Below are 26,790 nucleotides of genomic sequence, written 5' to 3'. Positions count from 1 at the left end.
GCAGTAAAAAAACGCACTGGGCGATTCTGGAAAGATACGCTTCAATACTGACAACAAAGTGTCAAGCAGAGCATTTTTTCCCCGCTTGTTACCGTCACGAGACAGTACGCGCCCGCGTTAGCGATGACATGCGGAAACTCTGCGCCTCACGCGCCTGATCTGCGTCGGGTTTCCCTGTTGTTTCGTCGAAGCGATCCGTGCTTTTTATTGATTTAGGGTGACGGATAACTTACCATCGAAACTGTTGCATAGATTGCTACATTTCGATTTCGGAAGGCAATCTCTCAAGACAGAAAACAAGAGTGCAATCGCGGGGGACGCGGAACATTTCCGCAGGAACATATTCGTTCCGGGGTCGCAACCATCATCATTTCAATCTGGTCCATACGATGCGCGTAGAAATTCTCGGCTGCAGTGGCGGCATAGGCGGCAATACCCTTCGCACCACCTCGCTGCTGGCGGATCACGACATCCTCATCGACGCCGGCACCGGCGTCAACGACCTGCCGCTGGATGCGTTGGCCGCCATCGACCACGTCTTCATCACGCATGCGCACCTGGATCACATTGCCTGCTTGCCCTTCATCCTCGACAGCGTCGGCGACCTGCGCAACACGCCGCTGACCATGCACGCCACGCAGGCGACGCAGGACATCATCCGCAAGCACATCTTCAACTGGCAGATCTGGCCCGACTTCAGCGAAATCCCCTCGCCCGAAAATCCCTTCCTGCGCTTCAACACCATCGAGGTCGGCAAGTCGCTGGTCATCGGCGAACGCAGCATCACCGCGCTGCCGGCCAACCACACGGTGCCGGCGGTCGGCTATCAGCTGCAGGATTTGCGCAGCGGCGCAAGCATGGCATTCAGCGGCGACACCACCAGTTGCGATGCATTGTGGGAAATGGTCAACACCATCGACAAGCTGCGCTACCTGATCGTCGAGGCGGCGTTCCCCGACAGCGAGCGCGAACTGGCGGTGTTGTCCAAACATTTCTGCCCCAGCCTGCTGCTGGCCGACCTGGCCAAGCTCAGGAGCGATCCGGAAATTCTCGTCACGCACGCCAAACCCGGTCTGTCCCATCAGATCGAAAAGGAACTGCTGCAGGGCGCCGGCACACGCAGGATCAGCATGCTGCAGGCTGAGTCGGCGTTCGAGTTCTGAGCCGCTGCTGCAACCAGGATGCAGCCTGAGCAGCGCTCTTCTCCCGTATTTTTATTGCACCATGCAGGAAACCGACTTGGATGCGTCCACCGATTTCGAGCCGGGCGCATTCTTGCTGATCGATTGCGGCATGGTCACCGGTATGCCCCGCACCGGCGGAACCGGCATCGGCGGTGTATTAACATTGGCGACGTAGCCGAACTGACCGGCTTGGAACACTTGAGAACCGCTTGGGTTCGACAACACGATCGCGCCTTGCGCCACATCGACGTGCAAGCCGTTGGCCGGCGTTGATCCGTTCGGTGTCGGAACGCCACCGCAATCGTTCTGGCAAAATAGCGCGCCGAAGTGGGTGCCGCGTATACCAATGGTCGCCGTCGGCGTATCGAAGCTGACCGCATCATGGTTGCGCTTGCCGATCAGTCCCGTGACGGCACGCAGGCCCCCTTTGACCAGGCCGATGGCGACGTTGTTGCGCTCGGGCTTTTCGGCGTCGTACAGAAAACTCTTCACCACCATCTCGGACGCCGGGCGCAGCACGATCTCGGAGTTGTCCATGAACTTCACGCGGGCGTAGGTGTTCGACTGCGTGATCAGGGTATCGCCCTGCAGCACTTCCGATTTGGAACTCATGATGCGCGTGCTGCCGTCGGGATGGCGTGCGGTCAGCACGCCCGACAAATTGGTCACGGTGCCGACCATCTGCGCGTACGCCTGGCTACCCCAGCCCAGCAACAACATCAGGGCCAGCAGGCGCCAGAATTTACCCATGGTGCGATGTCCCGTTTGGATGGCGTGTTTCATTGTCGTGGTTCCTTGATACATCATCAGGTGCATACCGGCAGCGGCTTCTTCGCCGTGTTGGCGGTACCACCGGTAGCAGGCGTGCTGGTGCCTGTGTCGTCACCGCCGAAGGTGCCTTGCGTGCCGCCGGTAGTTTGCGTGTTGGCGGGGGTGGAGACCGAAGAAGTGGCTGGCGCGAACACCGGTGTTATCACATTGATGTTCTGCGCCAACGGCTTCTGCACCGTCTTGACGAGTTCCGACTTTATTGGCAAGGAAGGCGCTTCGATCAACTGACTCACCAGAGAAGGCGACGTCGAATTGATGAACTGAATCGCTACGGCAGGCGGCGTCGAATTGATGATCTGGTTCACTATAGCTGCCACCGGCACCACCGTACCGCTGGCGTCGGTGATGCTGACGCCGGGCGCGTAGGTCAGTACGCCGTTGGTCACCGTGAACAGCGCCGTGCCCGGCGCCGCAGTGGTGATGTTGGCGTTGATCGACATGTTGTTGCCGGCCAGCAGCGCGATGTTGCCGCCTGTGGAAGCGATCACGCCGTTGACGACCAGGTTGTCGCTGGCCGATCCGCTGTTGCCAGCCGTCAGGTTGATGTTGCCGGTGGCGCTGACGCCGCCTGCACCGATGGTCAGCGGGCTATGTGTTTCCAGATTCACGCTGCTGCCCGTGCCGGCCACGCTCATGAGGCCGCTGGTGTTGATGCCAAGCGTGGCAAGACGCACCGCGGCGGAGATCGGCGTGCCGCTCTCGGTCGGAATCGATCCCAAAAAGTCGGCGTCGCTGCCGATCGCCGCGGTCGCTGCGCCGCCGGTATTGACGATGTTGATGTTGCCGTTGGCGTTGCTGACGCCGTTGATCTTGACCACCGAGGTGTCGGCCGATTCCAGGTTGTTGACCAGCATGATGTCGCCCGAGACGCGGTTGTTGCCGGCAAAGGCGGCGATGCGATTGTTGCTGGACGTCAGCGTGGTGCCGGTGGCGGACGAGGTCAGCAATTGTTTGGTCACGTGCAGCGCAGTGTCCTGCTGCCCGACGCTTCCGGTCTGCGCTTCCAGCGCCAGGTTGCGCGCCGTGATGGAACCGACGATCAGGTCGCCGTCGGCCTGGCTCAACGCAACGTCGCCGGCGCTGTTGATGCTGCCACCATATTGCTGGAAGCTGTCGGTGACGTTCAGGATCGAAGTGCTGCCGCCGTTTAATGTCCCGCCCAGGGAAAGCGAGTACAGGCGTCCGGTGCCGAGCAGCGTAAGCGCACCGCCGCCGACGCTGAAATTGCCTTCGGAACGGATGGTGTTCACGGTCAGGTCGCCGGTCGTCATGCCGAAAGATCCGCCGGAGCTGACGGTGATTTTCTCCAGCGACTCGGGCCGGACGCCGGCGTACGTCGCAGCACGATCACTCGGAATAATGATGCTGTCGATCGCGGTCGGAATGTAATGCGACGACCAGTTGTTGATGTCGCTCCATTGGCTTTCCTGAAAACCGGTGTACGTGATCTCTTCCGGCGCCGACATGGTCAGTCGCAGCGCGTCGATGCCGCTCTGTCCGCCTTCCAGGTTGTAGCCGGCCTTGATCATGTTCTTGACTCCGCCCGAGGTGACGATGTCGCCCTCGACGTAGCGGAACGAACCGGAGCTGCTGGTCGCTCCCTCGATCGGCGTGAACGTGGTGCCGACGGCGGGTCGGTAGGTGTCGAGCAGCTTGGTGATCAGTGTGCCGCCCAAGCCCAGGGTGGATCCGAGGACGGTGATCTTGTCGTAATTCGTGGCGCTGGAAAAGTCGAGCTTCAGCGTGCCCTTGTTACCCAACATTAAATTGCCCAGGATGGACAAGGAGCCGACAGCATTGTCGCCGCCCGGCGAAAGGATGCCGTTGTTGGTAAATACGCCGCTGCCGCCGCCGACCGTGATCGAGCCGGTGCCGCTCACGGTGCCGCCCTCTTCATTGGAGAAACCGTTCGATGCCAGGTTGGCGCCGCTCAACAGCAAGCTGCCGCTGTTGCTGACCGATCCCCCGACCGTTACCGAGCCTCCCGATCCGAGCGTGACGATGCCGCTATTGCTGAACTGCCCCGCGTTGAGGAACGTACCGGTCCCGGACAGCAGCATGGTGCCGGTCTGGTTGTTCATCAGCGTGCCGCCGAGCGTGACTTCATTGCCCGCACCGAGGATGTTCAGCGTGCCGTCGTTGCCCCACAGACCGCTGCCGCTGATGGTGCTCGCCTCGCCGGCGGCGCCCAGGTTAAGCGTGCCGCCCTGCGCGTTGGTCGCGGACGAATTGGCCATGATCGAACCCTTGAGGTTCATCAGGCCGGAGTTGGTGAAGCCGTTCTCGAACGTGACATAGCCGGCCGAACCGTAGGCATTCAACAGGCCCTGGTTATTGAAACTGCCGCTGCTGATCTTGGACAGGTAATTCATGGTGAGCACGCCGCTCACCATGTTGGTCATGCCATTGACTGTATTGATAGTGCTGTTGGTCGTGATGAACGTGCCGGCGTTGTGGACGATGTCGGATGCGCTCAGGGCGCTGTCGCTCAAGGTGACGGAAGCGCCGACCGCATTGGTCAAGCCGTTCACGTTCAGGGTGGACGCGTTCAACGTGGTTGAGCCCAGGTTATTGAGCGTACCGGCATTCAGCGTCGATCCGTTGGACAGCGTCAGCGTGCCGGTGTTGGTGATATCGCCGGAGGTAATCCCGCCGCCTTGGAACACGCTGGTGAGATTGAGCGTACCGGCATTGGTCAGTCCGCCCAGCGCCCCGCTCACATTGGTCAGTTTCACCAGGCCGCCGACCTGATTGTCCAGAGCCCCGGTCGTAATCGCTGAATTCGAAATGTTCACCTCACCGGCATTTTTCAGACTGGTGAGATGGACGCTGGTGCTGTAATTGCTCTTGATCGTAGCGCCCGCCGATATGTTCAGGCTCGCGGCATTGAGCGTACTGCCGACGTTGAGGTCGATGGTGGCGCCGGCGTTGAGCGCGATCTTGCCGTTGCCGCTGCCGGCAACGCCTTCGTTGACGTTGATGATGCCGGTATTGGGAGTGATGGTTGCACCGGTGACTTGAACAGTGTGATCCCCCGTCGTGGCGCCCTGATAGTTGCTGTTCAGGTTCAGGCTCAGGCCATAGGTACCGGTACTGGTGATGTCGGCATTGATGAGGATGTTGTTGTCGGCGTTGAGCGTCAACGCCGATGCCGAGCCGGCGGTCTTGTTGATCGCCGCGTTGACGGTAATGTTGCCGCCGTTGGCTGCGCCGCCCGCACCGGTCGTGAGGGTAACGCTGTTACCCTGGTTGAGCTGGGTGACGATGGTGCCCGCTTCAATGGTGGCGCTGGAGCCGGTTGACGTGATCACATAGCCGCTGTTGCTGACAGCCGCGGTCCCGGTAGCCACCACGGTAAGGTCATAGGGATCGATCAGCCATTCACCGCCGGTGCCGACATCCGGCGCCTTGATCACATCCAGCGACCTCTTGCCGGAAGTTTCAACAAAACCACCCAACCCCGGTGCTCCGCGCGCCGAAACATCGCCGTCGATAAACGCCGCGCCGTCCGAATAGAGCACCACGCTGCCGCCTTTGGTGACGCCGTCCGCCGTGATCTTCGAACTGGCGGTCGTCGTCAACTTCTGAGAGGCGCGCAGGAAGATGCGGCCGCCTTCGCTGACCACGCTGCTGGCGTTGATGTTGCCGCTGTTGGTGACCAGGCCGGCAGCGATGCCGATGCGGCCTGCTTCGGCGGTGATGGCGCCCAGGTTGGTGACGCTGCCGGCGGCGCCGGTGACGCACACCGTGACGCCCGGCGTGGCGGTGTCGACCAGCTGCACGGTCTGGCCTGCTGCCAGCAGGACTTCGCCGTTGGGACTATGGATGATGCCGTTATTGGCGACGTTCGCACCGATCAGGTAGACACTGCCGCCGGTGGCGCTCTTGATGGTGCCCTGGTTGTCGATGTTGCCGGCATGGCCGTCGTCGGTAAAGTTCAGGCGACCGGCAAGGAAGTCGCTGTCGCGGATGTTGAGCGTGCTGCCGATGAAACGCGCGACGTCAACCACGCCGCCTGGCCCCACCATGAGGCCGTTCTGGTTGACCAGCATGACGGTGCCGTTGGACTTCAGCAAGCCATAAATCTGCGTCGGATCGGAGCCGGTCACGCGCGCCAGGAAGGCGTTGGCTGCGTTGGTCTGGCGGATATCGACAACGGCGTTGGCGCCGATGCTGAAGCTGGTGAAATTGCCAATGGCGGCGCTGGAACTCTGGTTGATGTTCAGCGTATTGCCGTTCTGCGCGATGGTGGCAGTGCCGGCGGTAATGACGCCGCCGGTCGGCAGTGTGTTGACACCGGGCGCAGCGGCCATGGCCGGCATGTTCCAGGCAGCGCAGATCGCCGCCGCCGTCACCGACATGCGCAGCGACTTGCCGAACATGGCGCGCCACGAACGTTGCAGCAGGCCCGTCAGCAAAGGCGGCATCGGCTTGCGCGGACGCCAGCTCATGGTCAGGCGTCGGTTGCCGACGCGCATGGTGACGGAAGCCGGCATCAGTTCGATGCGGTTGAAATCTTGCGCCGGGTTCGCCGGGCGCGCTTGGTTTTTTTCACTCATTTCAGAACCCCAGTGTCGCGCTGACATGCGCGTTCAGATCACCACGCTTTTCCGTACTCGACGTGCCGGGCACGCTCACGCGCGCCACGTCCAGTTTCACGTTGAAATCACGGCTGAAGGTGTAGCGTGCACCGAAGCCGATGCTTGATACCGTGACGCTGTTCACCCCGCTGCCGCCGCCGACATTGTTGTTGTAGCCGCGGCCGATGTCATGGAAGGCCAGCAGGCGCAGACTGCCTTTGGACAGCAGTTCCGGCGTATAGACTTCGGCGTTGACGATCACGCCGCCGTCGGCCGCCACTGCGCGCTCAGTGAAGCCGCGCACGGCGGAGGAACCGGCCAGGCCGAATTGCTCGGCCGAGACCAGCGCGTCCTTGGCGATTTGCACGGTGCCAGCCAAGCGCATCTGCCAGTCATTGCCGAAGGCCTTGAAGAACGACGCCGCGCCGCGCAGGATGACAAAATTGTCGACGGTGTCGCGGCCGGTGATATACGAGTAATGATCGCTGCGGCCATTCGCGGTGTAGGTCGGGCCAATCGCGATATTGCGCGAGATGCCGATGTTGTAGTCCACGTTCTGCGTGGCCGAACGCGTTTGTCCGCTGTAGGTCAGACTCAGCGGCATGGTCTTGTAAGCCACGCACGAACCGATGCTGTCAATCTGGATGCCGGCGAGATCGCAGCGCGAATCGATCTTCTTGTAGTCGAGACCGGCCACCAGCTTGCTGGTGAATTCACCTTCGCGCGCAAAGAAGTGATTCCAGCGCAAGCCGACCACGTCGCCCTTGCCGGTGAAACCGATCGCGCCGGTCGGACCACCAACGCTGCCCGGCGTATTGACGCTGGACTTGCCGTAGATGAATTCGATGCTGTCGCCGAGCGTGTACAGCGGAATACGATAGCCCAGCGAATACAGGTTGACCTTAACGCCGCTCGGGCTGTCAGGCGACGTGGTATACGCCAGCGTGCCGACCTGGTCGCGATCGAACAGATTGGCATGCTGGATCGCGATGCCGGTGCGCCAGTTGCCGGTGGCCGGCGCGCCGGTGTTGTCGAGCGTCATGAACACGCGTATCGGATTGTAGTCAGTCACCTTGACGTCGGCGTCGACCTTGCCTTCTTCGTCGCTGACGCTGAGCGCGACATTGACCTGCTTGGCCGGATTGTCGTTGCTCAGTTGCACGGCCTGCGAGATGGCGGTGAGGTTAGGCGACTTGCCGACTTGCAGTTGCGGCAAGCTGTTGCGGATGTTCTGTTCGCTAAAATACTTGTTGTCGCTGACGGTGATCTGGCCGATGACCGATTCGCTGATATTGATAATTACCACGCCGCTGGTCAGCTCCTGTTCGGGAACGTTGACCTGCACTGCGCTGTAACCGGCCTTGCGATAGGCTGCTTCCAGCGCTTCCAATGCTTGCTGTACGTCGCCGTACACGCGACCCGGACCGGTCAGCGGCGCGACGGCGCGCTGCAGCTCGGCCTCCGACAGCAGCGTATTACCCTCGATCTGGAAACGCGTGATGTTGAAACGTTCGTCGTCCGCCAGCGCGCTCGCCGCGACGACGGTCAACGTCATCCCCAATAGACATTGCATCAAACGATGTTTCATTTTTTTATGCTTGGTTCAGGACCGCGGCAGCCTGCAATCTGCAGACCGCCGTCGCCTCGATTTATCGTGAACTTCCCTGCCCTCTTGCATCGTGCGCATTCTTCATGCGCACCAACGCCCCTGCATTCCTCCGGTCCGGATCGTTCGCCTCGCACACACGCGGCGTACACGCGACGTACATGCGAGATACACGTCTACGCGATGCACACGCCAAACTGCCGGGTGCTTGCGCACGCGGCAGAATGTTCAGCGACAAAAACTATCCAGTGGAAAAAATATGATGCGATGACGATCGTCATCGCCGCAGCCGTAGCGTCAGGCGTTGTTCTTCTTTTTACGCACGCTGCCCGCTCCTGCGACGAAACCGCCAACTAAGCGCCACCCACCCCGACGGCGCTACATACCGGCAAGTATAAGATTGAGCCTATTGCCTGTCGACAAAAATCGCGCATATTCGGTGGGCGTTTTCGCTTAACTTGCAACGTGCTGCGGCTTTAATTTCCATGTGGAAATTTAATCGGAGGTTTTGCCCTGTAACGCGCATCCCGGGCGGCATTCACGCCGCCCACCTGCGTTGTTATTTTGTCTCGAAGGTGGTCACGCCATCCCAATCCGCGGGCAAAGGATGCTCACGGAAATAGGCGATGCGTTGCAAGTAGAGATCGTATAAACCATGCGGACCTTCTTGCTGCAAAGCAAGGATTTCCTGCTCGGCCTGATCCCATTGTTGCTGACGCACCAGCGCCAATGCAGCCGTCCATTTGTCGAGCGAGGCGCGTTGCGCGGGGGTCAGTTCCGCCGCCAGTCCGAGCGGTTCGAAGATCGGCACCGGTTCGTTCTTGCCCTTGACGCGCACGCTGTCCAGTTCGCGATAGGCGAACTCCGGCGCGGCGTCGCGCGTGGCTACGCCGACGAGTACGCCGACGCCGTAGACCTTGGTGATCGACTCCAGGCGCGACGACAGGTTGACCGCATCGCCCATCACCGTGTAGGCCTTGCGGATCTTGGAACCCATGTCGCCCACGCGCATGTTGCCGGTGTTGAGGCCGATGCCGATCTTCAGCGGCGGCCAGTTGCGCTTGGCGAATTCTTCATTGAGGACCAGGCAGCTTTGCTGCATCTTCAGCGCCGTCGTCACCGCGCGCGCGGCGTGGTCGGGCAACTCGATCGGCGCGCCCCAGAACGCCATCACGGCGTCGCCGATGTACTTGTCGAGCGTGCCGCGATTGCCGCGGATGTCTTCCGACATGGCGGTCAGGTAGGCGTTGATGTACTCGCGCAATTCATTGGGCTGCAAACCTTCCGAAATCGTGGTGAAACCGCGCACGTCGGAGAACATCACGGTCAGTTCGCGGCTCTCGCCTTCCATGTTGTAGCTGGCCGGATTGGCGGCCATTTCGGCGACCAGTTCCGGCGCCACGTATTCGCCGAACAGGTTGACGATGGCGCGGCGGTTGCGATATTCGAACAGGTAACCCCAGCCGAGATTGCAGATGAACAGCGCGGCAATCAGCAGCAAGGCGGTGGCCATCGGCAGCACCAGCCCGGCGCTGTCGTACAGCCAGAAGTTGAACGCGCCGACGCCGAATGCCGCGCCCGACGCCAGCAGGATCGACCACAACGGTCCCAGCAATGGCAGCAGCAGACCGAGCACCAGGCCAATCACGAGGATCTGCACGAGGTCGAAACCGACGGCAAATTCCGGCCGCTGCTTGAAGTCGCCGTCGAGGATGGAGGCGATGATGTTGGCGTGGATTTCCACGCCGGGATAATTCGGACTGACCGGCGTGGCCCGCAAGTCGTACAGGCCCGGCACGGTGGTGCCGACCAGCAGGACGCGCCCGGCAAGGTCGTTCTTGGGGATGCGGCCCTTGAGGATGTCGACCGCCGGCACATAGCGGAACGCGCCGCCGTGGACACCGCCACGACCGCGGTAAGTCACCAGCGTGGTCAGGTGGCGTTCGACCGGGATGAAGGTCGGACGCGGTTTGGTCTCGAGCGCAATCGATTCAAGCGCACCGTAGTCGCGCAACTGCTGGTCCGACATCACCGCATCCTGTTGCAGGAAGATCGGTTTCATGCGCGTGGCGCCGAGCGCCGAACGGGCGCTGGCCAACGCCAGCGATTCGTAGAAGTTGTCTCCCACTTGCGCAATCAGCGGCACGCGGCGGATCAGGCCGTCGTTGTCTAGCAAGGGATTGAAGAAACCGCCGGCTTCGGCCGCCTCTTGCAACTGCGGCAGGTTGGCGCCGTAGGCCTTCCAGTTGGTGGCGTCGAGACGGCGACCGCCGAGGCTGGCGAGGGTGAAGACCGGTTTCGGCAACTGGCCTTTGGCGATGGCGTCGGATTCGTTGGACAAGTTGTAGCCCATCACCACCGGACGACCCTGGATGGCGGCGGCCATGCGCGCATCGAAATCGAGTTTGGATTTCAGTGTCAGCAATTGCTGGCCGAATTGCGGCAGGCCCTTGAGCTCGCTGTGGGCCAGGCTTTCCAGCGTGGCGTAGCCGGAGCTGTTGTCGGGTTCGGCGAACAGGACGTCGAAGGCGACGGTCTGCGCTTCGTAGCTGTCGGTCATCTTGCCGATGAGAGCGGCAACGACGTCGCGGCTCCACGGCCAGCGACCGACTTCGGCGATGCTCTTCTCGTCGATGTCGACGATGACGATGCGCGGATCGGTCTCCACTTTGGCGATGCGCATGCGCATGTCGTAGAAGAACAGATCGATGCGTTCAGTCAGAAACGCCGGCAGCATGCCCATCACTTGCCCGCCCGCCAACAGCGTCAGTACCAGCGCCAACGACCAGCGCGCACCATGTTTTGCGAAGAGACGACGCACGGCTTCCCCCTGAGAATATTTTGTTGCGATGATGCCAGCACTACCGGCGAATCACAACGGAATTCCGTATACAGGAAGCGGCGCCAGCGCACCGTCAGTGGTGGAAACCGATCAAGAGAATTTCCGCAGGGCATCTAACGCCAGGCCGGCGCCGATGCTGCCGAACAGATCGCCTTCGACTTGTTTGGCGCTCGGCACCAGCGCGGCGATGCGCTTGCGCAGCAGGTGCACGCCGCTGGAGCCGCCGGTGAAGAACACCGAGTCGATGGCGTCGGCTTTCACGCCGGCGTCGGCCAGCAGCTTGCCAACGGTCTGCTCGACCGACGTCACCAGATGGTCGATGCTGGCGTCGAAGCCGGCACGGCTCAGTTGCAGGGTATCGGGCGGACGCAGGCGATCGAGTTCGAGCGTGAAGGATTCCTCCGCCGACAGGCCGATCTTGGCCGCTTCCACTTGCAGCGCCAGCCAATGGCCGGCGCGCTGTTCGACCAGGTCGAGCAGGCGCGCGAACTTGTCGCGCTCGGCGACTTCGCGATAGACGTCCTGCAATTGCTGCCAGGCCTTGCGCGTGTAGATCAGGTTGATGGTGTGCCAGGTCGCCAGGTTGAAGTAATAGCCCGACGGCACTTCGCTGTTGCTGGTCAGCTTGCTGCCGAGACCGAGCAGCGGCATGACGCTGGACAGGCTGAGGTATTTGTCGAAGTCGGTGCCGCCGATGTGGACGCCGCCGGTGGCGAGGATGTCGTCGAGGCGGTCGCTCTTCTTCGCGCGTTCGGGCGACAGGCGCACCAGCGAGAAGTCCGAGGTGCCGCCGCCGATGTCGGCGATCAGGACCAGCTCTTCGCGGGCAATGGTGGATTCGTAATCGAAGGCGGCGGCGATCGGTTCGTACTGGAAGGCGATGTGCTTGAAGCCGACCGCGCGCGCGATCTCTTCGAGCGTGTCTTGCGCCAACTGGTCGGCCTCGGCGTTGTCGTCGACGAAGTGCACCGGACGGCCCAGCACCACGCTGTCGAAACGACGGCCGGCGGCGCGCTCGCCGCGTTGCTTGAGTTCGCCGATGAACTGCGACAGCAAGGCGCGGAACGGCAGCGCGCGGCCGCCGACTTCGGTCTGGCCGTCGATCATGCCCGAGCCGAGCAGGCTCTTGAGCGAACGCATGAGCCGGCCTTCGTAGCCGGCCAGGTAGGTCGACAACGCAGCGCGGCCGTAGCTGAATTCATTTTCATCGGCGTTGAAGAACACCACCGACGGCAACGTCATCTTGCCGTCTTCAAGTGCGAGCAAGGAAGGTTGTCCCTGCCTGCTCCAGCCCATCGTGGAATTGGAAGTGCCGAAATCCACGCCGCAAGCGTCTGACATGCTTATCCCTGCCGTTTTTGCAAAGGCGCGATGATATAGAAAAGCACGGCGCGTGTCTGTAGTAAAGCGGATACCGGAAGCACGGCTTTTCGCAATGCGAGAAAATTGCCAAAACAACAAGCAAAACAATGTCATTTCCGCACCATTTGGCAGCATGAAATACACATCAAATAAAAATCATTATCATTTATAATTTGCAGCTCCCTCTTCCCGCCTCGTCTACGGTATGCGCCAAGACTTGCAAGACCTGCCTCTGCTGGATGCCCTGATGCGCCATTACGACGAACTCGTCGATCATGTGCGCAGGCGTTTCGGCGACAAGAATTTTGCGCATGAAGTCGTACACGAGGTATACATGCACGTGGTGCGCACCCGTCCGCGCGAACAGGAAGGCACGCCGCTGGCGCTGCTCAAGCACATCTCCACCTGCAAGGCGATCGACCTGCAACGCGCGGCCACCAGCCACAGCCAATGGCAGGAATCGGTCGGCGCCGTGCCCGACACCAACCTGCACCACAGCGACGGCGAAGAAATCCTGCGCGGCAAGCAATTGATCGATGCGCTCGAAATCGTCATCGACGATTTGCCGCCGCGCTGCCGCGAAGTATTCCTGCTGCACAAGCTGCAGGATATGTCGCAAGACGCCGTGGCGACGCAGTTGGGCATTTCGCGCAAGATGGTGGTCAAGCACATGGAGCGCGCGATGTCGGCGATCCGTCCGGTGTGGAGCGACGCCCATGCGGAGATCGGCGACGCCGCCATGCGCGAGTCGCTGGCGGCGCCGCTGCGCCCGCGCTTCCCGGCGCAGGAAACCATCGTGCGCGGCGCGGCAAAACGCCGCGCGGTGCGCAAGATCGCGACGATGGCGGCGATCTTGCTTCTGAGCACCGGCGCCGCATGGCTGATCGACCCGGCGTACGACACACGTCAGATCACTACTGCGGTCGGCGAGACTTCGATGCTGACGATGGCCGACGGCAGTCGCATCCAGCTCAATACCGACAGCGAACTGCGCATCGAATCGCGTCTCTTCTCACGCCGCATGACGCTGTTGCGCGGCGAAGCCGGCTTCGACGTCGCTCATACTTACCGCTCCTTCGTGGTCGAGGCCAATCGCACCACCGTGACCGACATCGGCACCGTGTTCGACGTACGCAACGAGGAAGACGGCGCGCGCGTCAGCGTGCAGCAGGGCGCCGTTGAAGTGCGCAGCGACAGCGGCCAGTCGCAGATACTGGCCGCCAACCAGGCACTGCGTTCGACCGCCGGCAAACTGGAACGCCTGGCCGATCCCGAGCCCGGCCAGAGCGGCGCCTGGCAACGCGGCAAGCTGTATTTCAACGGCACCCCGCTGCGCGAGGCGGCGGCCGACATGCAACGCTACCTGGCGCAACCCATCGTGCCGGCCGATGCACGCACAGGCGACTTGCGCCTGTCCGGCGAATACGACATCAAGGACATCGACGACCTGCTGCGCGTGCTGCCGACCATTTTGCCGGTGACGGTGAAACGCGGCGCCAGCGGCGTTGTCATTTCGGCTATCGCAGGCAATGCGGGGAATGCAGGTAACGTGATGAGTACGGTCAAATAAAAATAATTTTCATTCAGAGGTTCCCACGCAGCGATCTGGTTTCGGTAACTCCTATAAATAACAATCACTTTTACAGGAGTAGTTCATGCGTTGTGCCGTTCCGGAGGCAGGCCGTTCCTCTCGCCAGACATTCACACTCACACTGAAAGCAGGCGTGCTTGCCGTCGGCATGTCGCTGGCTGCAATGTCCTGGGCGCAATCTGCGGCGGTCGATCTCGACATTCCCGCACAGCGTCTCGACAGCGCCTTGCGCACTCTGGCGCGCCAGTCCGGAAAGCCCATCGTGTTTTCCACCGACATCGCCGAAACCCGTCAGGCGCCTGCCGTCAAGGGATCGCTGACGGTAGATGAAGCGCTGCAGCGCCTGCTCGACCACAGCGGACTGGAAGTCCGTCCGACCGCAGCCGGCGGCTACGCCATCACCGGCGGCAAAAGCGCCGCCGCAGAAAAGCTGCCTGAAGTAAGCGTGAGCGGTGCGCGTCCCTCGCTGTACGCCACCGACGGCGTCAACGTCGGCGCGCTGGGTTACAAGAAGCCGGAAGAATTGCCGTTCTCGGTCCAATCGTATTCAAGCGAACTGATCGACGCGCAAGAATCGCGCACGATGATGGACGTGCTCAAGAACGATCCGTCGGTACAGGACGCGACGCAGGCCGGCGCCTATGAAATGGTCCGCATCCGCGGCTACTTTTCCGACTGGACCAACACCGTGCGGCGCGACGGCATGTCGGTCGCGCCCTACTATGAAATCCCGCTGGAAAACGTCGAGCAGATCGATTTGCTGAAAGGCCCGTCGGGCTTCCTGTACGGCATCAATTCTCCGGGCGGCACCATCAATTACGCCATCAAGCGCCCCACCAGGGATCGCTTCACCAGCATCAAGACCTCGTTGCGCAGCGACAGCGGCGGCGGCACCTATGTCGCGCTGGACACCGGCGGCCCGCTCGACGACGGCCGTTTCGGCTACCGCTTCAACGTCGCCCGCGAACGCAACGGCGACTTCCACCACAACGGCGACACCTCGCGCGACTTCGTCAGCGGCGCGTTCGACTGGGCGATCAATCCTGATCTGCTGGTGCGCGCCAACTTTGATTACCAGGAGCGCAAGATTTCCGCGCAGCCCTCGATCGGTCCCTATCTCAACGGGCAGTTGCCGCCGGTCAGCAGCATCGATCCGCGCACCTTGCTCGGCCAGCCGTGGCTGCAATATGAAACGCGCACCTTCAACATCGGCGCCGACCTGCAATACCGCATCAACGACAAATGGAAACTGACCACGCGCGCGGCGCAATCGTATAACGGCCGCGTCGCCGCATTCCCCGACGTGTACAACGTCGCCGCCAACGGCAACATCCTGTCGGGCGACATTTACTACAACCCCAATCAGAGCTTCCGCGTGATCTCGACCGACTCGTACGTCTCGGGCGATGTTGAAACCATCGGCATCAGGCATCAATTGGTGACCGGTTTCTCGACGCGCAATTTCCAGGCGGTCGAATCCGGTTTCAAGGTGCTGCCCGACACGGTCGGCAACATCTACAATCCGGTGTTCACTTCGGCGCCGTCGAATCTGACCTACCCGAATCACAACAAATCGAAGAACTACCAGCCCAGCGTCTTCATCAGCGACCTGATGTCGCTGTCGGATCGCTGGGACGTGATGCTGGGCCTGCGCCATGTCCGCTACAAAAACGACAGCATGCCAGCCTCCGGCAGGAATACGTCGCAGACCGCCAGCATCAATGCGCCGTCGGCGGCGGTGACCTTCAAGATCGTGCCGGAACTGTCGACGTATGTGAGTTATGCGGAAGGTTTCGAGCAACCGGGTCCGGCCGGCTACGATACCAACAACGCCGGCGAAAACCTGCCGCCGCTGCAAACCAGGCAATATGAAGCGGGCGTCAAGTACGGCCTCAATCCGGACCTGATGCTGACCGGGGCGGTGTTCCGCCTCGAGAAGACGCTGCAATACGTGAACGCCGGCCGCTTCACCGTGCAAGGCGGCATGCAGCGCCACAGCGGCCTGGAGCTGACCGCCAACGGTCGTCTCAGCAAGCGGTTGTCGATCGTCGCCGGCCTGGCGTACCTGCAGACCAAGGCGGACAATCCTGCCGATCCGGCCATTGCCGGAAAACAGATCGCCGACGTGCCGAAACTGCAAGGCAATGTGTTCGTGGACTATCGCGTGCCGGGCGTCGACGGGCTCAACGTCAACGGCGGCATCTACTACGTCGGCCGCCGTCCGCTCAATACGCAGAACACGGCGTGGATGGGCGGCTACACGCGTTTCGACACCGGCGCCCGTTACGTCACGCGCATCGGCGGCTACAAGACCACCTTCGGCCTGACCGTGCAGAACCTGCTCGACAAACGCTATTGGGCTGCCGGCGACGCCGACATCAACGGCGCCTGGGCAGGCAAACCGCGCACCATGTTCCTCAGTGCGCAAGTGGACCTGTAGTCATGCCCGGCAGAGACCTCGGCAACAGATAGTCCGCAACATCCTCGCTTAGCCGAACACCACCCTGAAGCGCGCGCCGGGGACGGCGTTTTCGGCCTGCAGCGTCCAGCCGTGCGCATGCGCGATTTCTTCGCAGATGGACAAACCCAACCCGGCGCCTTCGTCGCGCCGATGCGCGCCGCGCCAGAAACGCTTGAACAATTGCGGCATGGCTTCGACCGGAATGCCGTCGCCGTAGTCGCGCACGGCGACCTCGCGAACACTGACGTCGACATCGACGGCGCTGCCGGGCGGCGCGTGGTGCACGGCGTTTTCGATCAGGTTGCGCAGCAGCACGAACAGAGCGCCGCGATCGGCCATTATCATTACCTTCATTGCAGGCTCGTCGTTGACGGCGCCGACGATATGGACTTCGCGCTGTTGCGCCAGACGCTCAAGTTGCGCGGACGCTTCGGCGGCGATGTCGTTGAGGTCGATCTGTTCCATCGCGTAATTCTGGCGCTCGCTGGCTTCTGCCAGATGCAGCAGCTGATGCACCTGGCGCGCCATGTGGTCGAGGTCGCGCAGCAAGGCGCCGCGATCGCCGCGGTCATCCAGTTCAATCTGGCCGCGCATCAAGGCCAGCGGCGTCTTCAGCTCATGCGCGGCGGTGGCGAGGAACTCCCGCTGCACGCGATAGCCGTCCTCAAGCCGCTGCAACGCCAGGTTGAAGGCATTGAACAGCGGCGCCAGTTCGCTCGGCACATCGTCCAGCGACAGCCGCGCGGACAGGTTGTCGACCTGGATCTGCCCGGCCGCAGCCGAGGCCTTGCGCAGCGGTTTCAGCGAGCGATGCAAGGTGGCGACAACGACCAGGCTGAACAGCAGCATGGCGACGACGGCGGAGGCGATGGCGATCTTCTGCGCCTTCTCGCTGTCGCTGCCGAGCATGATGCGATGCATGCGTTCGCTGCGCATCAGTTGTACATGGAAGGCGCGACCGTCGTGGGTGAACGGCACGGTCAGTACTTGCTGGCCTTCGCCGTTACTGACCACGCGAAAACGGCTGCGCTGCGGATTGAAGCTTTCACCGGCGGGTGCATAAGCGGTATCGGCATGGTCCGACGACAATAAGACGACGCCGTCCTGATCAAGCACGCGGTAGGCGGCGTCCTGCAACAGCACCGAATAGATGGCCGTCATTTTCTGACTCAGCCTGACGCTGTCGGGCATACCGGCGGCGTTGAAATGCACGCCTTCGACGATGCGCGCCGCATTGCGGTCGAGATCGAGATTGATCATCATGTCCGGGCCCCAGCGCAGCAACAAGGTAAGCACCAATACGACGATGCCGCTGATGCAGGTCAGCGCGATCGCCGTGGTGGTCAACAATCTTGAAGAGAGACTTTTCATGATTGCAACTGCTCTTGTCTGCTGCTGTCGAGCAAGGCGTAGCCATGGCCGCGGATATTGCTGATCTGCAGCGGCGATTCAATCGCCGCGAGTTTGCGGCGCAGGCGATGCAGCGCGACGTCGAGGGCATTCGGCGTGACCGGTTCCGACAAACCCCAGGCCGCCGCTTCCAGCGCGGTACGGCGCACCGATTTTCCGGCTGCGCGCACCAGCGCCAGCATCAGTTGCAATTCGGCGGCGGCCAGCGACACCGACTCGTCGCCCTGACGCATGCAACCGGCCTCGGGCTCGACGCGCAGGCCGGCAAATTCGGGCGAGAGGCTTTGCAGCTGGAGGGGACGGCGCATCAGCGCACGCACGCGCGCCACCATTTCTTCCATGGAAAAAGGCTTGGGCAGGTAATCGTCGGCGCCGGCTTCGAGACCTGCCACACGATCATGCAAGGCGTCGCGCGCGGTCAGCATCAGGCACGGCGTCAGGACGCCGCGGGCGCGCAACTGCCGCACCAGGTCGAGACCGTCGCCGTCGGGCAGGCTGCGATCCAGCACCAGCACCGGATACGCCATCTGCGTGCAGCCGGCGGCGGCGTGCGCGATGGTGGCGTAGACATCGGTCTCGATGCCGGCCGCGGCCAGGGCCTTCGCAATCAGCGCCGCCATGCGTTCATGATCTTCCAGCAGCGCGATGCGATTCATTGACCACCCTCAGAATTTATAAACATACCCCAGCCGCAGCGACGGCGAGGTGGAACGGTCGACCAGCGGGCCGTCGGTGATGCCGCTGCCGTAATGCGTTACGCCGAGGTCGAGGAACACCGACTGTGCCGTGGTCAGGCTGTAGTCGGCACGCACGCCGGCGTCGACGTTGGCGGTCGACTTGCCGTTGTAGGCCGCGCGCGCGGAGGTCGCTTCCGACGACTTCACGCCATAGTAATAGTTGACGTACTGGTTGTTCATCCACGTCACGCCGAGATGCGGCGTCAGGCGCACGCGCCCGGCCGTGAAGCCGCGCTCGGCGCTCAGTTTAACCGTTTGGCCGTTGCTGTTGCCCGCGGCCTTGAGCCACTCCAGCGTGAACTTGGCGAACGGCGCGCGCCACGTCGCGGTGCCGCCCAGGCGGAAACCATCCTTGCGCTCGTCCATGCCGTTGAGGATGGGTGCGTCGCCGGACTCGTAACCTTCGTTGGCATATTTGGCCCGCAACGTGAAATCGAACCGGCCGGCGCTGCCGAGCTTGAAATCCACCGCCGGGCCGGCGACGCGGAAGTAGGCGCCATTGTACAAAAGGATGGGCAGCGCCGAGGTCTTGGTGCCGTAGCCGCGATAGGGGCTGCGCTCGAAGCCGGCGCCGAGGCCGATGCCCCAGCCGGGTTCTTGCTGGCGGGCGACGTCATTGCCGCCGCCGGCGTCTTGCGTTGCGGTTTGTGCAGACGCTGCGCAGGCGCCGCCGAGGGTGACGCCAAAAACGATGGCGCGAAGGACAACTGTGGTGTGCCGCATGAAAACTCCCGGAGATCGTGATGGATGGAATGCGCCACGATCATCGGGCAGGCTGACTTACCGGTTACTTACCGGACTTCCACCGTTTTCTCCAAAGGAGATTTCCCAGCATTATGGATGGCAGCACCGCGAGTACGGCGGGCCATTGCACCATGCCGATTTCCTTCTTAGAGTGAACGGGTGATACCGCCGTCGATGCGGATGTTCTGGCCGGTGATGTAAGCCGCCGCGTCGGACGCCAGGTGCGACGCAAGCGCCGCGACTTCACTCACTTTGCCGTAGCGCGCCATCGGGATCAGTTCCTTGATGCCGGGTTTTTCCGGCAGGCTGTCGATGAAGCCCGGCAGGATATTGTTCATGCGGATGTTTTCCGGCGCGTACTTGTCGGCGAACAGCTTGGTGTAGGCCGACAGTCCCGCGCGGAACACGCTCGAGGTCGGGAACGACTGCGACGGCTCGACCGCCGAGAAGCTCGAAATGTTGATGATGGCGCCGCCGCCCTGCTGCTGCATCAACGGCGTCACCAGCCGCGCGCTGCGGACCACGTTCATCAGATAGACCTCCATGCCGAGCAGCCATTCTTCATCGCTGAGTTCGAGCACCTTGCCCTTGGGACCGTGGCCGGCGCTATTGACCAGCACGTCGATGCGGCCCCAGCGCGCGAGGCAGGCGTCGACCGCTTTTTGCAGGTCGGCGACCGAACGGTTGGAGCCGGTGACGCCGACGCCGCCCAGGCTGTTGCCGAGCGACTCGCCCTTTCCGGAGGAAGAAAGGATGCCGATGCCGAAGCCGTCGGCCGCCAGTTTTTGCGCCACGCCGGCGCCCATGCCGCTGCCGCCGCCAATGACGAGGGCTACTTTGGTTGTGCTCATTTGCTGCTCCGTATGGATGCGACCGGAGAACGATCCGATCAGAACGCGACAGCGTACACGATCACCCGGCTGTTTGCCGTACGCCCTCCTTTCCGGAAGAGAACGGCTCGGTTGCGGCTATCCGCAATTGACATTTTTGCCGGGCAATTTTGTAGATGATTTACAACGCTTGAAGCAAGCGTAGGCGGGTATTGGCTTTCAAGAGCCTATCAAGATGCATGTTTGGTTTGATCATGTAAATGTAAATGGTTATTATTCCCATCCGTTGCAGATGCTTGCGTTTTCTTTGCATGTATCCATCCGCGTCGGCTGAGGGAATCGCCGGCCCCTGCACTACTCGCTTTTTTACTTTTCAGAAATCACCATGACATCACTTCCGCTTCCTCGCGCCATTGCAGCGCAAACCCGCTGCGCCGCCGCCATCGCCGCTGCATTGATGACGCTTGCCGGCGCTGCCCATGCGCAGCAGGCCACTACGCCGGCCGAAACGCCGAATACGCTTGAGACTATTCAGGTCAGCGGCGACTGGCTGGGCAGCAATAGCCTGGATGCCAGCGTGAAGACCTTCCCCGGCGCCCGGACCGTCGTCAAGAAAACCGAGATCGAAAGCACCGGCGCCGTCAATATCGGCGATGTGATGCGTCGCATCCCCGGCGTGCAGGCGACCGACAACTCCGGCACTGCCGGCAGCGCCATCTCGCTCAATATTGGCGTACGCGGCCTGACCGGACGCTATTCGCCACGTTCCACCATTCTGCTCGACGGCTTGCCGATGTCCGTGGCGCCTTACGGCCAGCCGCAAATTTCGTTTGCGCCGGTCAGCCTCAACAATATCGAGTCGATCGACGTCGTACGCGGTGGCGGCGCCGTGCGTTACGGTCCGCAAAACGTCGGCGGCATCATCAACTTCAAGACACGTTCGATCCCGACCCAGGCAGGTCTGACCGCCGATGCCAGCATGCGTTACAACAGCTATGGCCAGGGCGGCTCCAGCAATCAGTACAGCGCCTTTGCAGGCACCCGGCTCGACAATGGACTGGGTCTGGCGATGCTGTATTCGGGCTCGGAAGGATCAGGCTGGCGCGACAACAGCAACGAACGCCTGAACGATTTCGCGTTAAAGTTCCGCTTTGAAATCGATCCGAGCTCCGAAATCTACGGCAAGGTTTCTTACTACGATGTGCTCTCGCGCACGCCGGGCGGCCTGACAGTCGCGCAATACAATGCCAATCCATTCCAGAACACGCGCAAGCACGACTTCTGGTCGGGCAACCGCAAAGCCATCGACTTCGGCTACCTGAACACCATTTCAGATACCCAGGAAGTTGAAGTCCGCACCTACTTCGTCGAAAGCTTCCGTCAAAGCGTACTGATCGGCAGTTCCACTACCAATTACCAGCATCAGCCGCGCGACTACCAGACCACCGGCATCGAACCGCGCTACACGCAACGCTTCGTGACCGGCAAGATCGCCAACGACGTGACCGTCGGCTATCGCTATATCGGCGAGCGCGGCACCGACAAGAGCTTCAATGAATCGATCACCACCGGCGTGAACGGCGCGGTGAGTTCGTTCAAGAACAGCACCGATGCGCATTCGGTCTACGTCGACAACAAGATCTCCGTCGGCGCGTGGCGCATCACGCCGGGCGTGCGCTACGAGCACATCAGTTCGACACGCGTGGATTCGACCACCAACGGCAAGTTTGAAGCCACCAACAACAAGCCGTTGCCGTCCGTGAACGTTGCCTATCTGTATTCGCCTGAACTGACGCTGTTCACCAACTACAACACCTCTTTCGGCGTGGTACAGAACACCCAGCTCAACTCGCTGTCGGCCACCAATCCGCTGTCGCCTGAACTGGCAAAAACCGTCGAAGCCGGTGCGCGCTGGAAGGGCAATAATCTGTCGGCTGAAGTCACCGTATTCGATATCCGTTTCGACAACCAAATCTCGCAAATTCCCGGAACCAATCCGGCATTGTTCCAGAACATCGGCAAGACCCAGCACGACGGCGTTGAAACGTCGATCGATTACAGCTTCGACAAGGACGGCGCATTACGTGGCCTGAACGTGTACGCAACCTATGCTTACACGCGTGCCCTGCAGCGATCCGGTACGACCACCGGCCTGGACGTGCCGTTCTATTCTCGCCAGACCGACACCATCGGCACGCGTTACGAAACTGGTCCCTGGGCATTCAATCTGTCGACCACCCATCAAAGCCGCCAGTTCATGGATGTCGCCAATACCATCAAGGAAAGCGCGGACGGCAGCGTCGGTGAAATTCCAGGATTCCGCACCTGGAACGCACAAGTCAGCTGGAAGATGCCCAATGCCAAGGGCTTCGATGTCTTGGCCGGCGTCAACAACCTGACCGATCGCCGCTATTTCACACGCAACATCGACGGCAATCCAGGACGCATGGTCGGCGCACCACGCACGATCTACGTACAAGGGCGCTACGCGTTCTAATCAGCGCACGAAAAATCGCCCCGCATTCCGGTCATGCAGTCGACCGGATGCGGGGCGATTTCTTTTACGCCAAGCCTTGTTGAATCAACTCAACGCCAGCCGCGATGCCAGCCGTATTGCGGATGGTGCCAGCCCCAGCCGTAGTGAGGGTGATAAGCCCAGGCATAACCGACGCCGGGCGAGGCATAGGCCGGTTCGACATACACCACCCCGGGCGGCGGCGCGACAGGTGCGGCATAGACGGGACGTACGCTCGGCGGCGTGACCACGCAGCCGCTGACGGCGACCACCACGGCCGCGGCAGACAACAGGCCTGCAATTCTGATCATTCGGATATTCATTTTTTCTGGCTCCTCGTCAGGAAAATCGGGAAGGGATACCAGCCTTGCATTGCTTTTCCGACAGCGTCGGATGCAATGAGGCTGCTGCTCTCTTAACGTGGACATGCAGGAAAATGACGACTGTAAAGTTGTATTAATCTGTAAGAGGAATCAGCAAATTGTCAGGTCGCATGCGGCTCGATATCGGTCGAACACGTCAGCGTCTCCCACTGCGCCAGCTCCTGCATCAACTCCGCCAGCTTCTTTCTGACCAGCCCCAGCGCATCGCTGCCCAGCAACAGATGCGCAGGCGGCGCCGGGCTGTCGACCAGCTTCAGCATCGCCCGTGCCGCCTTGCGCGGATCGCCGGTCTGCTTGCCGCTGCGCTCGGCGCGCGTAGCGCGGATCGGATCGAACAGCGCGTCGTAGTCAGCAATGCTGCGCGGCGAACGCACCATCGAGCGGCCCGCCCAATCGGTGCGAAACGATCCGGGCGCAACAGCCGTGACGAAGATATCGAAGGCCTTGAGTTCTTTCCCCAAGGTTTCCGAGATGCCTTCCAGCGCAAACTTGCTGCCGCAATAATAAGCAATGCCCGGCATCGTGATGAAGCCTCCCATCGAGGTGATATTGATGATGTGGCCGCGCCTGCGTTGGCGCATGAAGGGCACGAACCCTTTCGTCACCGCCACCGCGCCGAACACGTTGACGTCGAACTGGCGTTGCAATGCCTCCATGCCGGATTCCTCGAAGATGCCTTCGTGGCCGTATCCGGCGTTGTTGACCAGCACGTCGACTGCGCCGATTCCGGACTCCACCTCGGCGGCGATCCTTTCTGCGGCAGTAAAATCGGTAACGTCCAGCAGGCGTGCAAACGCCTGCCCCGGACGGTCGGAAAATTGCGCTTCGAAAGCGCGGCGGGCTTCTTCACTGCGGACTGTGCCGACGACGCGATGACCTGCGGCGACGGCAGCTTCGGCGAGCGCAAGGCCGAAGCCGCTGCTGACGCCGGTGATGAAAAAAGTTTTGGATGCAGACATGGCAATTCCTTTGCTGTGCGTGAAAAACAAGAACAAAAACCGACCAGGCCATTATCGATTTCCACGCACGCCGCGGCTGCCGGTTCTTCTCACATGTTTGCCTGATTCTCTGACGCCGCGATAAACTCAGCGGCAACTACATCGAAACAATGGCACAGTAGCTGCATTGCAAATTGCCGGATTCAATGACATGCCAACCTCCCCGTCACTCAGCCCGCCGAAGGAAGTCCGCCGCCGCATGGTTGAACTGCTGGCGGCGCTGACGCCGCTGGAAGGCTACAACCTGTCACCGCTGGCCGACGTGCGCTTCCTGCGTTCGAACCGGCCGTTGAAACGCATGCCGGTGCTGTACGAACCGGGCATCGTGATCGTGGCGCAGGGACGCAAGCGCGGCTATCTCGGTTCGGAAGTGTATTTGTACGACGCCCAGCACTACCTGGCGGTATCGGTGCCGGTGCCGTTTTCGATAGAGACCGACGCCAGCGAAAAGGAACCGATGCTGGCGATTTACCTGCGGCTGGATTTCAAGATCGCAGCCGAGCTGATGATGCAGATCGACGACTGTGCCGGACCCAGCGCGGCCAAACCGCGCGGGATGGTGTCGACGCCGATGGAGACGGAACTGGGTATTACCGTGCTGCGTTTTCTGGAAGCAATGAACGATCCGCTGGAAGCTGAAGTATTGGGACCGTCGCTGCGGCGCGAAATCTATTTCCGCGTGCTGACCGGTCAACAAGGTGGAACAATGCGCGCCGCGCTGACCATGCAGGGCCAGTTCGGCAAGATCTCCCGTGCGATCAGCATGATTCATCGCAGCTATGACGAAGCGCTCGGTATCGATCAACTGGCGAAGGAAGCCGGCATGAGCGTGCCGACCTTCCATGCGCATTTCAAAACGGTGACGGATACCTCGCCGCTGCAATATCTGAAATCGACGCGGCTGCATCAGGCGCGCCTGCTGATGCTGCGCAACGGCATGACGGCGGGCGCCGCCTGTGCGCAAGTCGGCTATGAAAGCGCGTCGCAGTTCAGCCGCGAATTCAAGCGCCTGTTCGGCCGCACGCCAGTGGAAGAAGTCGACCGCATGCGCAAGAGCTTTGCGCTGCCGCCGCACGAGGACGGCGCGCAGTTCGTTTCTTCACATTGATCGCGTGAACCTCAGGTCAGGCAAATACTGCAGCTGTGTCCCTTGCAGTTATGCAGCACGCTGCTGCGCCCCGCACCCGCATGCGCGCCGGGACCTGCTGCGCCCTGTCCTGCAAGTTGCTCGGCGCCATTGCGCGGACGCCAGCGTTGTGTCACCTGCACGCCGACGCGCGCACCGGTCAACATCGGTGCGGCAATGGTGTCCTCCTTGCAGTAGGGGCATGCGACCTGACCGTGCAAAGCCTGCATCTTGAGTAATTTTTCAAAGATGCCTTCGCAGTGGCTGCAGCGGATATCGTATAAGGGCATGTTCTGCTCCGGTATGGCGATGGTTCGGATAGACGGATTGCGGACGGAATGCAGCCTCCGTCCGCAACAGGGGCTAAAGGACTGAACGACTAGGGCTTTCGTCCCCAGTACGACTTGTCGTTCAGCATGCCTTTCGGCGTGATGTCCTGATCGAAGATCGAGGTCGGCAACGACACCGTACATGCGCAGTTCGGGATATCCACGATGCCTCCGATGCGTCCCTCCACCGGTGCGGCGGTCAGCAGCATGTAGGCCTGGCTGCCGGTGTAGCCGAAGTGGGTCAGGTAGTCGATCGCTTTCAGGCAGGCCTGGCGATAGGCGACGGTGGCGTCGAGGTAATAGTTGACGCCGTTCTCGACGCTGATGCCTTCGAAGGTCAGCCATTGCTCGTAGTGCGGCTTGACGATGCTCGGCATGAAGATCGGCGAAGTGATGTTGTACTTCGCCATGCCGCCCTTGATCAGGTCGAAGCCGACGTGGCTGACGCCGTCCATTTCAATCGCGCCGCAGAAACCGATCTCGCCGTCGCCTTGCGAGAAGTGCAAATCGCCCATCGAGAAGCCGGCGCCCTTCACATACACGGGGAAGAAGATCCGCGTGCCGGCCGACAGATCCTTGATGTCGGTATTGCCGCCATGTTCACGCGGCGGCACCGTGCGCGCGGCGATCCTGGCCATCTCGTCGAACTTGGCGCCGGTCAGGCCGCGCAGCACCGCGGTGCTCGGATCAGGCGGCTTGGCCAGGCCCTTGGCGGCCAGCGGCGCTTCGCGGCGATTCCATTCTGCCAGCAGATCGTGCGACGGCAGACATCCCATCAGGCCCGGATGCGTGAGACCGGCGATGCGCACGCCGGGGATGTGGCGCGAGGTGGCGTACAGGCCCTTCAGGTCCCAGATGGCCTTGTCGGCCTCGGGAAAATAATCGGCCAGAAAGCCGCCGCCGTTTTCCTTGGAGAACACGCCCGAGAAACCCACCGGGGTGACCGGCTTGATGTCGAGCAGATCGATCACCAGCAGGTCGCCCGGCTCGGCGCCTTCGACGTGGAAAGGACCGGTCAGCGGATGTGCGCGCGTGAGGTCGACGTTCTTGACGTCGGAGATATCGTCGGTGTCCTTGATCTGTGCATCGAGGAAATCCAGCGACTCGATCAGGATGGACTCGCCCGGCTTGACCGACGACAGGAAAGGCAGGTCGGGATGCCAGCGGTTGTGGCCGAGTTCAGGCTGCTCTGCCAGCGGTACGCCGGGCTTGATCTTGAAATGTTGCATGCGACTCTCCTTGTCGTGTGGAATAAGGGTGA

The 26,790-nt window shown here is 61.5% G+C and carries 18 protein-coding genes; 5 read left to right on the top strand and 13 right to left on the bottom strand.

The window, feature by feature from the left end; translation table 11 throughout:
* Positions 1-389 precede the first annotated feature (389 nt).
* On the top strand, positions 390-1,163 hold the full coding sequence (locus DXT88_RS00870; protein WP_265211048.1) for a 3',5'-cyclic-nucleotide phosphodiesterase: 774 nt from the start codon (positions 390-392) through the stop codon (positions 1,161-1,163).
* A gap of 51 nt (positions 1,164-1,214) precedes the next feature.
* On the opposite strand, the gene DXT88_RS00865 is transcribed toward DXT88_RS00870, so the two are convergent.
* The 5 genes from DXT88_RS00865 to DXT88_RS00845 form a co-directional block, all read right to left on the bottom strand.
* Positions 1,215-1,967, bottom strand: a complete 753-nt coding sequence (locus DXT88_RS00865; RefSeq protein ID WP_265211047.1) for a FecR family protein — start codon at positions 1,965-1,967, stop codon at positions 1,215-1,217.
* Between the two features lie 23 nt (positions 1,968-1,990).
* Positions 1,991-6,574 (bottom strand): beta strand repeat-containing protein, encoded by a 4,584-nt coding sequence (locus DXT88_RS00860; RefSeq protein ID WP_265211045.1) that lies wholly within the window; start codon positions 6,572-6,574, stop codon positions 1,991-1,993.
* Between the two features lies 1 nt (position 6,575).
* The gene (locus tag DXT88_RS00855; protein ID WP_265211044.1) at positions 6,576-8,183 is read right to left on the bottom strand and encodes a ShlB/FhaC/HecB family hemolysin secretion/activation protein; all 1,608 of its coding nucleotides are present in this window, start codon (positions 8,181-8,183) and stop codon (positions 6,576-6,578) included.
* A gap of 577 nt (positions 8,184-8,760) precedes the next feature.
* Positions 8,761-10,944 (bottom strand): CHASE2 domain-containing protein, encoded by a 2,184-nt coding sequence (locus tag DXT88_RS00850; protein ID WP_265211133.1) that lies wholly within the window; start codon positions 10,942-10,944, stop codon positions 8,761-8,763.
* 189 nt (positions 10,945-11,133) lie between these two features.
* Positions 11,134-12,384, bottom strand: a complete 1,251-nt coding sequence (locus tag DXT88_RS00845) for an Hsp70 family protein (RefSeq protein WP_265211042.1) — start codon at positions 12,382-12,384, stop codon at positions 11,134-11,136.
* Between the two features lie 238 nt (positions 12,385-12,622).
* Here DXT88_RS00845 and DXT88_RS00840 point away from each other — a divergent pair, with 238 nt between their 5' ends.
* Positions 12,623-13,975, top strand: a complete 1,353-nt coding sequence (locus tag DXT88_RS00840; RefSeq protein WP_265211041.1) for a sigma-70 family RNA polymerase sigma factor — start codon at positions 12,623-12,625, stop codon at positions 13,973-13,975.
* 85 nt (positions 13,976-14,060) lie between these two features.
* The gene (locus DXT88_RS00835; RefSeq protein ID WP_265211040.1) at positions 14,061-16,436 is read left to right on the top strand and encodes a TonB-dependent siderophore receptor; all 2,376 of its coding nucleotides are present in this window, start codon (positions 14,061-14,063) and stop codon (positions 16,434-16,436) included.
* A gap of 48 nt (positions 16,437-16,484) precedes the next feature.
* Here the strand turns inward: DXT88_RS00835 and DXT88_RS00830 are convergent, their stop codons facing one another.
* The 4 genes from DXT88_RS00830 to DXT88_RS00815 all read right to left on the bottom strand — a co-directional run bounded on the left by DXT88_RS00830 (position 16,485) and on the right by DXT88_RS00815 (position 20,199).
* A complete protein-coding gene (locus DXT88_RS00830) occupies positions 16,485-17,828 on the bottom strand; it encodes a sensor histidine kinase (RefSeq protein ID WP_265211039.1) in 1,344 nt (447 codons plus the stop codon).
* Positions 17,825-18,523 carry a response regulator transcription factor gene (locus DXT88_RS00825; protein ID WP_265211038.1) on the bottom strand — a complete coding sequence of 233 codons (699 nt, stop codon included), beginning with the start codon at positions 18,521-18,523 and terminating at the stop codon, positions 17,825-17,827. The genes DXT88_RS00830 and DXT88_RS00825 overlap by 4 nt, the downstream gene beginning before the upstream one ends.
* A 9-nt stretch (positions 18,524-18,532) precedes the next feature.
* Entirely contained in the window at positions 18,533-19,327 is a 795-nt protein-coding gene (locus tag DXT88_RS00820) for a MipA/OmpV family protein (protein WP_265211036.1), read from the bottom strand.
* A 167-nt stretch (positions 19,328-19,494) separates the two neighbouring features.
* Entirely contained in the window at positions 19,495-20,199 is a 705-nt protein-coding gene (locus tag DXT88_RS00815) for an SDR family oxidoreductase (protein ID WP_265211034.1), read from the bottom strand.
* Positions 20,200-20,563: 364 nt separating this feature from the next.
* On the opposite strand from DXT88_RS00815, the gene DXT88_RS00810 reads away from it, so the two are divergent.
* Complete coding sequence (locus DXT88_RS00810) at positions 20,564-22,675, top strand: TonB-dependent receptor family protein (protein WP_265211032.1); 2,112 nt, start codon at positions 20,564-20,566, stop codon at positions 22,673-22,675.
* 89 nt (positions 22,676-22,764) lie between these two features.
* On the opposite strand, the gene DXT88_RS00805 is transcribed toward DXT88_RS00810, so the two are convergent.
* Both DXT88_RS00805 and DXT88_RS00800 read right to left on the bottom strand, forming a co-directional pair.
* Entirely contained in the window at positions 22,765-23,004 is a 240-nt protein-coding gene (locus tag DXT88_RS00805; RefSeq protein ID WP_265211030.1) for a hypothetical protein, read from the bottom strand.
* Between the two features lie 173 nt (positions 23,005-23,177).
* Positions 23,178-24,035: an oxidoreductase gene (locus DXT88_RS00800; protein WP_265211028.1), complete on the bottom strand. Its 858-nt coding sequence runs from the start codon at positions 24,033-24,035 to the stop codon at positions 23,178-23,180.
* 190 nt (positions 24,036-24,225) lie between these two features.
* On the opposite strand from DXT88_RS00800, the gene DXT88_RS00795 reads away from it, so the two are divergent.
* The gene (locus DXT88_RS00795) at positions 24,226-25,182 is read left to right on the top strand and encodes an AraC family transcriptional regulator (protein ID WP_265211026.1); all 957 of its coding nucleotides are present in this window, start codon (positions 24,226-24,228) and stop codon (positions 25,180-25,182) included.
* Positions 25,183-25,193: 11 nt separating this feature from the next.
* Here DXT88_RS00795 and DXT88_RS00790 read toward each other — a convergent pair whose 3' ends face one another.
* A complete protein-coding gene (locus DXT88_RS00790) occupies positions 25,194-25,490 on the bottom strand; it encodes an FmdB family zinc ribbon protein (RefSeq protein ID WP_016834179.1) in 297 nt (98 codons plus the stop codon).
* 89 nt (positions 25,491-25,579) lie between these two features.
* Positions 25,580-26,758: a formamidase gene (gene fmdA / locus DXT88_RS00785; RefSeq protein WP_265211023.1), complete on the bottom strand. Its 1,179-nt coding sequence runs from the start codon at positions 26,756-26,758 to the stop codon at positions 25,580-25,582.
* Positions 26,759-26,790: the final 32 nt, after the last annotated feature.

It is taken from the genome of Herbaspirillum lusitanum (assembly GCF_026127345.1).
GTDB classification, from domain to species: domain Bacteria; phylum Pseudomonadota; class Gammaproteobacteria; order Burkholderiales; family Burkholderiaceae_D; genus Herbaspirillum; species Herbaspirillum lusitanum.
This window is presented reverse-complemented; position numbering and strand designations above follow the sequence as displayed.